General features: G+C 68.5%; 8 protein-coding genes and 1 tRNA gene. 3 read left to right on the forward strand and 6 right to left on the reverse strand.

Annotation, left to right across the window (positions count from 1 at the left end; genetic code table 11):
* Positions 1–59: 59 nt before the first annotated feature.
* Positions 60–132, reverse strand: a tRNA-Asn gene (locus tag ACFWF2_RS32825).
* Positions 133–343: 211 nt separating this feature from the next.
* Here ACFWF2_RS32825 and ACFWF2_RS32830 point away from each other — a divergent pair.
* Complete coding sequence (locus tag ACFWF2_RS32830) at positions 344–604, forward strand: hypothetical protein (protein WP_189033106.1); 261 nt, start codon at positions 344–346, stop codon at positions 602–604.
* Between the two features lies 1 nt (position 605).
* Here ACFWF2_RS32830 and dnaG read toward each other — a convergent pair whose 3' ends face one another.
* Both dnaG and ACFWF2_RS32840 read right to left on the reverse strand, forming a co-directional pair.
* On the reverse strand, positions 606–2,528 hold the full coding sequence (dnaG, locus tag ACFWF2_RS32835; RefSeq protein ID WP_379311369.1) for a DNA primase: 1,923 nt from the start codon (positions 2,526–2,528) through the stop codon (positions 606–608).
* A 25-nt stretch (positions 2,529–2,553) separates the two neighbouring features.
* Positions 2,554–3,807: a deoxyguanosinetriphosphate triphosphohydrolase gene (locus ACFWF2_RS32840; protein ID WP_379311370.1), complete on the reverse strand. Its 1,254-nt coding sequence runs from the start codon at positions 3,805–3,807 to the stop codon at positions 2,554–2,556.
* 80 nt (positions 3,808–3,887) lie between these two features.
* Here ACFWF2_RS32840 and ACFWF2_RS32845 point away from each other — a divergent pair, with 80 nt between their 5' ends.
* Complete coding sequence (locus ACFWF2_RS32845; RefSeq protein ID WP_379311371.1) at positions 3,888–4,994, forward strand: RNA-guided endonuclease InsQ/TnpB family protein; 1,107 nt, start codon at positions 3,888–3,890, stop codon at positions 4,992–4,994.
* A gap of 104 nt (positions 4,995–5,098) precedes the next feature.
* Here ACFWF2_RS32845 and ACFWF2_RS32850 read toward each other — a convergent pair whose 3' ends face one another.
* The 3 genes from ACFWF2_RS32850 to ACFWF2_RS32860 all read right to left on the reverse strand — a co-directional run bounded on the left by ACFWF2_RS32850 (position 5,099) and on the right by ACFWF2_RS32860 (position 7,917).
* Complete coding sequence (locus ACFWF2_RS32850) at positions 5,099–5,791, reverse strand: YdcF family protein (protein ID WP_379311372.1); 693 nt, start codon at positions 5,789–5,791, stop codon at positions 5,099–5,101.
* Positions 5,788–6,726, reverse strand: coding sequence for a LysR substrate-binding domain-containing protein (locus tag ACFWF2_RS32855; RefSeq protein ID WP_379311373.1), 939 nt, complete (start codon positions 6,724–6,726; stop codon positions 5,788–5,790). Before ACFWF2_RS32855 ends, ACFWF2_RS32850 begins: the two co-directional genes overlap by 4 nt.
* 513 nt (positions 6,727–7,239) lie before the next feature.
* Positions 7,240–7,917 carry an MBL fold metallo-hydrolase gene (locus tag ACFWF2_RS32860; RefSeq protein WP_379311374.1) on the reverse strand — a complete coding sequence of 226 codons (678 nt, stop codon included), beginning with the start codon at positions 7,915–7,917 and terminating at the stop codon, positions 7,240–7,242.
* 121 nt (positions 7,918–8,038) lie between these two features.
* Here ACFWF2_RS32860 and ACFWF2_RS32865 point away from each other — a divergent pair.
* Positions 8,039–9,087, forward strand: a 1,049-nt coding sequence (locus ACFWF2_RS32865) for a TPM domain-containing protein (RefSeq protein ID WP_379311375.1), incomplete at its 3' end; no start/stop codon positions are given.

Here is a 9,087-nt window from a genome sequence, read left to right on the forward strand (position 1 = left end):
ATCTGACTTGGCTGGAGACGGGAAAGGCCCCGTCACCAGAAGGTGACGGGGCCTCTACGCTCCCCCATCTGGACTCGAACCAGAAACCTGCCGATTAACAGTCGGCTGCTCTGCCAATTGAGCTATAGGGGATTGCCCTGAGCCGCTAGACTCAGGCGGTCTGCCTTGGCGGGCTGACCGAGATGAAACTTTAGCGCATCGCATCGCAGGTTCCCAAATCGGGCTGCTACCTGCGGACATGCGGCGTATAACGATGTGCCGACAACCGGTGGCCGGATCGACAGGGGTGGGGCTGCTGGGGCAGGATGGAGCCCGCACACAGACGTGGGAGGAGCTCCAGGAGATGCTGCGGTTGATCATCGGCGTAGCGGCCGGATATGTGCTGGGCACCAAGGCCGGGCGCGCGCGCTACGAGCAGATCAGTGCGGCGACGCGGGCGGTCACGGGGAGTCCGGTGACGAAGAAGCTGGTGTCGGTGGGCCGGCAGAAGCTGTCGGACAAGTTGAGCACGCAGCCGAAGCTGGAGCCGATGGAGCCGATCGACGAGCGCACCACGGTGCTGATCCCGCACGACCAGCTGCGCAACAACCAGCTGCGTCGCTGACTCAGGCGCCCGCCGCGTAGCCCTCGTTGCCCATCGCCTGGGCGGCGAGGCTCTTGCGGTACTGCTCCAGCGCCACCAGGTCGCCGAACAGAGCCATGTAGGTGTCGGGCTCCTCGCTGGCCGACAGTCGCTGCAGCTTCGATTTCAGCTCGGCGATCTGACGGCCGACCCAGGCTTCCTGGGTGCGCGCGAGGATGCCGGTGATGAAGCGCGGGATGTCGTTCTGGGAGCGCACCGGCAGCTGCTCGTTGGCCAGTTCGGAGACCAGGGCGCGGATCATCAGGTCGTCGGTGTGGTCGGAGACCGCGGCGACCCATTCGGCGCCGCTGAGCCCGGCCGCGGTGCCGCCCGCCTTCGCGATCATGATGCGCACCGCGACGTAGGCGGGGTGGGTGAACGCGGCGGTGTCGATGGCGTCGAAGGCCGCGCCGGCGACACCGGGGTATTGCAGTGCGGCACTGAGGGATTGACGCTGGGCGAACAGCACCGGGTCGTTCGGGGCAGGCCGGACCGAGGAGCTCTCCTCGACGCGGGGCGCGGGAATCGCCGCGGCGCCGGACTTTCCGGTAGTGGGTGTCGCACCCATCCGGTTCTTCTTGGCTTCCTCGCCTACCCGGCGCACGACGAGCTGGATGTCGTCCCAGCCGACCCAGCCCGCCAATTTGGTGGCGTACCCCTTGCGGGTCGCGTTGTCCTTGATCTGGGCCACCACGGGCACCGTACGGCGCAACGCCTCGACACGGCCCTCGACGTCGTCGAGGTTGTGTTCGGCCAGCAGACCGCGAATCACGAACTCGTAGAGCGGGGTTCGGCGCGCGACCAGATCGCGGACCGCGGCGTCGCCGGAGTGCTGACGCAGCTCGCACGGGTCCTGGCCGTCGGGAGCGACGGCGATATAGGTCTGGCCGGCGAGTCTTTGATCACCACTGAAGGCTTTCAAGGCGGCGGCCTGACCCGCGGCGTCACCGTCGAAGGTGTAGATGATCTCGCCGCGCCAGAAGTTGTCGTCCATCAGCAGCCTGCGCAGCACCTGCAGGTGCTCCTCGCCGAAGGCGGTGCCGCAGGAGGCGACGGCGGTCTTCACCCCGGCCAGGTGCATCGCCATCACGTCGGTGTAGCCCTCGACGACGACGGCCTGGTGGCCCTTGGAGATCTCCCGCTTGGCGTGGTCGAGCCCGAACAGCACCTGGGACTTCTTGTACAGCAATGTCTCCGGCGTGTTCACGTACTTGCCGGGCATGGTGTCGTCGTCGAAGAGCTTGCGCGCGCCGAACCCGATCACCTCGCCACCGAGATTGCGGATCGGCCACAGCAGCCTGCGATGGAACCGGTCGATCGGCCCGCGCTTGCCCTGCTTGGACAATCCGGCCGCTTCCAGCTCCTTGAACTCGAAACCCTTGCGCAGCAGGTGTTTCGTGAGCGCGTCCCAGCCGCCGGGCGCGTAGCCGCAGCCGAACTGCTGGGCGGCGGCGCCGTCGAAGTTGCGGTCGGTCAGGTACTTGCGGGCCGTCTCGGCTTCGGGTTCGCGCAGCTGCGCCACATAGAACTCGTGCGCGGCGGCATTGGCGGCGACCAGCCGGGAGCGGGTGCCGCGGTCGCGCTGGACCGAGGTGCCGCCGCCCTCGTAGTTGATCTGATAGCCGATGCGGTCGGCCATCTGCTCGACGGCCTCGACGAAACCGATGTGCTCGATCTGCTGCAGGAACTTGTAGACGTCACCGCCCTCGCCACAGCCGAAGCAGTGGAACAGGCCGTGGTTGGGCCGCACGTGGAACGAGGGCGACTTCTCGTCGTGGAACGGGCACAGGCCCTTGATCGAGTCGGCGCCCGCGCGCTTGAGCGCGACGTACTCGCCCACCACATCTTCGATCCGGACACGTTCACGGATCGCCGCGATATCGCGATCTGGGATTCGTCCGGCCACGGTGAGTGAGTCTAGTCGGGTCGGCTCAGCGGCAGTCCAGCGAGGCGGCCACGCGCTCGAAGCGGCTCTCGGTGTAGGAGGCGATCTGGTCGATCACCACGCGGACCCGGGCGGTGTCGTCGGTGGCGGCGTTCCACCAGGGCAGCATCTGGTCGTCCAGGTGAGCGGGCGCGGTGGTGAGCAGGCGATCGGCGACGGCCTGCACCCGGTCGCGCTGGGTCTGCTGGCGGGCCAGGTGGCCGCGGTCGGAGCGCACGTAGCGCAGGGCGACGGTTTTGAGGACGGCCACCTCGGCGGCCACGATCGGCGGCACGATCAGATCGGACTCGTAGCGGGTCAGCGGGCCGGGTCCGTGGTGATCCTGGGTGGCGGCGATCGCGGCCGTCGCGAACCGGCCGACCAGCTCGCTGGTGAGCCGCTTCAACGCGACCGAGGCGGCGAAGGTGCCGTCGTAGTTCACCGCGTCGGCCACCACGTCGAGTTCGGACAGGCGCTGCGCGGCGGCGGCCAGCGCGGCGATCGACTGGTCGGGGTGCTGGCCGTGGCCCTGCTCGGCGAGGGCGGCCTGCTCGGCCGGGTCGGCCAGGGCACGCAGGTCGATCCGGCCGACGATCACGCCGTCCTCCACGTCGTGCACCGAGTAGGCGACGTCGTCGGACCAGTCCATGATCTGGCATTCCAGGCTCTGCTTGCGGTCGGGCGCGTCCTTGCGGACCCAGGCCAGGCGCTCGAGATCGTCCTCGTAGGCGCCGAACTTGGTGCCGGAACCGCTTCTCCCCCACGGGTATTTGAGGGTCGCGTCCAAGGCGGCGCGCGTCAGGTTGAGCCCGGCGCTCTCCCCCGCCGGGTCGAGGACCTTCGGTTCGAGGCGGGTCAGGATGCGCAGGTTCTGCGCGTTGCCCTCGAAACCGCCGTATTCGTCGGCGAATTCGTCGAGGGCGCGTTCGCCGTTGTGGCCGTAGGGCGGGTGGCCGATGTCGTGGGCGAGGCCGGCCAGGTCGACAAGGTCCGGGTCGGCGCCGAGTCCGTCGGCGATGCTGCGGCCGATCTGGGCGACCTCGAGCGAATGGGTGAGGCGGGTGCGCGGGGTGTCGCCCTCGCGCGGACCCATGACCTGGGTCTTGTCGGCGAGGCGGCGCAGGGCCGCGGAGTGCAGGACGCGAGCACGGTCGCGGGAGAATTCACTGCGGTGGCCCTTGCCAGCGGCGCCGGGCCAGGCGGTCTTGCCCGGCTCGTGGACCATCCGTTCCCGGTCGTGCGGAGTGTAGCTGTCGCTCATCAGATGCATGGCTGCCCTTCAGGACCGGAAAGGACACGCCACCCTCCCTTCTTACATTCAAGTGCAATATTGTGTGAGACATGTCGAAGGTGGTGAAGCGGGCGTACAAGTTCCGCTGCTACCCCTCGTCCGAGCAAGCGGCGGAGCTGTCGCGCACGTTCGGGTGCGTGCGCCTGGTCTGGAACAAAGCCCTCGACGCCCGCCAGCGGCGGTATGCCACGGAGTCGAAGTCCACGACGTATGTGCTGGCTTCCGCCGAACTGACCGGGTGGAAGAAGTCCGAGGATCTCGGGTTCCTCAACGAGGTGTCGTCGGTGCCGTTGCAGCAGACATTGCGGCATCAGCAGGCCGCGTTCGCGGCGTTCTTCGCCAAGCGTGCTCGTTACCCTCGGTTCAAGTCCCGCAAGCGCTCGCGCGCCTCGGCCGAGTACACCCGGTCTGGGTTCCGGTGGCGCGACGGGCAACTCACCCTGGCGAAGATGACCGAGCCACTCGACATTCGCTGGTCGCGGGCGCTGCCCGAGGGTGCAGCGCCGTCGACGGTGACGGTGTCCCGCGACAGTAGTGGTCGGTGGTTCGTGTCCCTGCTTGTCGAAGAGTCCATCACGCCGCTGCCGACCACGACGAATGCCATCGGCGTGGACGTCGGCCTCAACTCGCTGGCCGCGCTGTCCACCGGGGAGAAGATCGTCAATCCGCGGCACGAGCGAGCTGATCGGCGCAGGCTGGCGACGGCGCAACGCGACCTCGCCCGGAAGGTGAAGGGGTCCGCCAACCGGGAGAAGGCCCGTCGAAAGGTGGCCCGCATCCATGCGCGGATCACCGACCGGCGCACCGACTTCCTGCACAAACTGTCCACGAGGCTGATCCGCGAGAACCAAGCAGTCGCCATCGAGGACCTGACGGTGCGCAACATGGTCGCCAACCACACGCTCGCCCGCGCGATCTCGGACGCGAGCTGGCGGCAGTTGCGCACCATGCTCGAGTACAAGGCCGACTGGTACGGCCGCGAGGTGCTGGTGGTGGATCGCTGGTATCCGTCGACCAGGGTGTGTTCGCACTGCGGTGCGCTGCACGACAAGCTGTCGCTGAACATTCGGGAGTGGACATGCCGCTGTGGGGCGGTCCATGACCGGGATGTTAACGCGGCCCGCAATATCCTCGCTGCCGGGCTGGCAGAGAGGTGAAACGCCTGTGGAGTCGGTGTAAGTCCGCAAAGGAGTTCTCCTTTATGGCAACTGATGGTGAAGCAGGAATCCCCGTCTTTCAGGCGAGGAGTAGTCAACGAATCTCACTGTCCCGCCGTGTAAGAGAAGTCTGCCGAGAAATGGGTGAGCTGATACCAGAGCAGCGCGCCGGTCTCGCGGGCGATGCCGTGGAACTGCGACTCCCTGGTGTAGACCGCCGGTCCGGTGCGGGTCGGCGCGGTCCACGCGGCCAGTCCGGCGTCGCGAGCCATCGTCCTGGTCCGCAGTGAATGCCACGGATCGCTGACGAGTACGGCCGATGACATCCCGCGCGACTCCATCTCGGTCGCCACCGCTTCGACGCTGCGCAGGGTGTCCGATCCGGTCTCCACCGCGAGGATGTTTTCGCTCGGCACGCCCTTGTCCTCGAGGTACCACTTGCCCGAGGCGGCCTCGGTGTAGAGATCGCCGTCCTGCTTGCCGCCGACGGTGATCACCCGCGGCGCCACGCCCGCCTCGTAGAGCCGCCACGCCTGGTACAGCCGCGCCTCGAACACCGACGACGGCGTGCCCGAGTACTGCGCGGCGCCGAGCACCACGATCGCGTCGGCGTTGGTGTAATCGTCGATCCGCGCGACCTGCCACACCCGGACTGCCGTCCCGGCGACCAGTACCAGCGCCATCAGTACCGCCCCCGCGATCAACCGGCCGACCCACAGCGAGACCGTCGGCACGAGCCCACGCGGACGCCGTGCGTCCGGGGCAGGGGCGGCCGTTCGCGGGAAACCCGATTTCATCCTGAAGAGTCTGCCAGGTCGGTCCGACGACCGATCATGCCAGCGGTCACCGCCCGATTCCGGTCCGGTGAACGGTCGGCCGCGGCGACGCTGTCCCAGGAAATCGTCGCCGCGATGTCGGTGATCGAGCGGACAAGCGGGCTGTGCCCGGCGCTGTTCCACGCCAGCACAAGGCTGCTCGGCGGCTTGTCGGCGAGCGGGATCACGGCGAGGCCGTCAGGCACCGGGTGGCCCAGCGGGGTGAGTCCGACGGTGCCGTTCCACAGGACGGTCTGCTGGCATTCGTGGACGGTGCGCACCACGGGACCGGTGTCCGGGTCGGTGGGGTGCGACCAGTAGCCGCGCCAGACCGGGTCGGCGTCACCGGGCAGCTGGAACCACTGCCGGGAGGTGAGTTCGTGCAGGTGCAGACTCGTGCCGTGGGCCAGGGGATCGTCGGCACGGAGCACGACGCCGACCGGGTCGGTGCGCAGAACCCGGGTGGTGATGCCGGTTTCGTCGAACGGGGTGCGGGTGAGGGCGATATCCACACGCCCGGCGCGCAACCCCGCGGTCGGGTCGGCGAAGTCGCCCTCCCTGATGTGGACCTGCACGCCGGGGTGCCGGGCACGGTAGGCCGCGGCGAGTCGCGTGCCCGCCTGTTCGGCGATGGTGCCGATGGTGATCGCGGATACCCCGGCGGCGACCGCGACCCTGGTCCGCAGCTGATCGGCCTGGGCCAGCAGCTCACGTGCCTCGTCGTAGAGCGCGGACCCGGCGGGCGTGAGCGTCACGCCGGTCGGCGAGCGATGCAGCAGTGCACAGCCGAGATCGGCCTCGAGCTGTTTGATCGCCCGGCTCAGCGGCGGCTGGGTCATGTGCAGCCGGGCGGCGGCGCGACCGAAGTGGAGTTCCTCGGCCACCGCCGTGAAATATCTCAGCAGGCGAAGATCCATGAGCTGCGACGATACTTGCTCGGTATCGGGTTCGCCGGATCGGTCTTCTGATCCCGTCGCTCGTCAGAGGGGCAGCCCATGCGCGGCGCGCAGGTCGATCTGGATCGAGCCAGGGCGACCATGGCCTGACCGACCCTCGATTCGAGTAGCCGAGGCACTCGACATCACCTTGTCCGAAGGGTGTACTGGGTAGTGGTGACCTGCGACGGCAGGGCGCCACGATGGGTGGTCCGGGCAACCGGATCCCACCCGCGGCCGCCTGCACAGCGGGGCAGGCGACAGCTCAACCGAATTGTTGTTTATCGCGGTTCCTCGAAGGGGGTGCCCAACCGAACAACTACACCTCCTCGCGGCCTCCGTTCACCATCAGGAGGTCACGTGACCCGAACCGCCGGTCTCGTTGTCGGCCTCGGGTTGACGGTGTGACAACCGTCGGAGTCGACGGCGTTCGGACCGTCGGAGAACGGCACCTCGGCCCGCGTCTGGTGCCGTTCTTTTTGTGCTGGGACCGGTTCACCAGCCCCGATCGCGCCACTCGCCGAGGTGGGGGCGCTCGTCGCCGAGGGTGGTGTCGTCGCCGTGGCCCGGGTAGACGACGGTGTCGTCGGGGTAGCGGTCGAACAGCTTGGTGGTGACGTCGGTGAGCAGGGTGTCGAAGTCTGCCGGGCTGTGCGTTTTGCCCACTCCACCGGGGAACAGGGAGTCGCCGGTGAAGAGGTGGGTGCGGCCCGCGCCGTCGATGAGGGCCAGCGCGACCGAGCCGGGGGTGTGGCCGCGCAGGTGGATCACCTCGAGGACGAGGTCACCGACCTGGATGGTGTCGCCGTCGGCGAGCAGGTGCTCGGGGTGCACCGGCAGGATGCCCGCGTCGAGGGGGTGGGCGGCCGTCGGGACGTCGAGTGACGTGGTGACCTCGGTGAGGGCCTGCCAGTGGTCGGGGTGCTGGTGGGTGGTGATGATCAACGCGATCTGGCCCGGGGTTTCCTGGCCGATCAGTTCGATGATGCGCGCGGCGTCGTTGGCGGCGTCGAGGAGCACCGCGGCGCCGGTGGCTGTGCTCTGCACGAGGTAGGTGTTGTTGTCCATCGGGCCGACGGACATCTTCACGATGCGAGCTCCGGGCACGTCCCGCTGCTGGGCGGCCGCGCCTGCGGTGACATGTCCGGTGTAGAGGCGATCGACTGTGACCATGCGCCGATCGTAGAAGCCGCGCCCCGCGCCGTCGCACCCGCGGTCGCCGCGCGCCCGTTAGATTCGACACATGCCGCTGTCGAGGAAGAGTTCGGCCCCACGATCGGTTCCGGTGCGCACGATGGCCGGCCTGCTCTGCGCGGCATTGGCCGCGATCAGCCTGCTCTGCGCGCCGAGCGCGACAGCGGAGCCGCCGTCGCGGATGGGTCCGCGGGTGGTCGACAGCGCGGACGCGCTCAGCGGCGCCGACGAAGCCAGGGTGCTCGAGGCCGTCGACCGGCTCTCCCGCGACCACCAGGTCAAGCTCTGGGTGATCTACGTGCACGATTTCGCCTCGATGGCCCCGCGCGACTGGGCGGCGCGCACCTCCGAGCTGTCCGGTTTCAGCGACCACGATCTGCTGCTCGCGGTGGCCGTGGACGATCGCGGCTACTGGCTCGACGGCATCCTGCCCGACGGTGTCAGCGACGGCGAGCTGGATTCGCTGCTGGCTGGCACGGTGGAACCCGATCTGCGGGACGGCAAATGGGCGCAGGCCGGTGTCGACACCGCCGACGGCATCGGGTCGGCGATACGCGGCGGTGGGGTGCCGTGGGGATGGCTCGTCGGTATCGGACTGGTGGTCGTTCTCCTCGCCGGTGGCCTGCTCCTGTTCTCCCGCAAGCGCCGTCGCGATCGTGACCGCGCCGAACTCGGCAGCGCCCGTGCCGTCGACCCGGGTGATTCGGCCGCGCTGGCGAAACTGTCGCTGCCGACCTTGCAGGCGCTCTCGCGCGAACGGCTCGTCGAGATCGACGACGCCGTGCGCACCAGTTCCGAGGAATTGGCCTTGGCCACCGGCGAATTCGGGGAGACCGCGGTGACACCGTTCCGCACCGCGCTCGACGCGGCCCGTGCCGCCACCGCCAAGGCGTTCACGATCCGCCAGCAACTCGACGACGCGGTCCCGGAAACCCCCGACCAGCAGCGCAGCATGCTGATCGAGCTGATCTCCACCGCGGGCAAGGCCGACCGCGAACTCGATGCCCAGGTCGCCGATTTCGATGCGATGCGCGATCTGCTCATCGACGCACCGGCCCGGCTGGACGGTCTGACCCGCGACATCGTCGACCTGACCGCCCGCAAGCCCGCCTCCGAAGCCGAACTGGCCCGGCTGAATTCGGCCTACCC

This window comes from Nocardia sp. NPDC060259, assembly GCF_042728775.1.
Lineage (GTDB): Bacteria > Actinomycetota > Actinomycetes > Mycobacteriales > Mycobacteriaceae > Nocardia.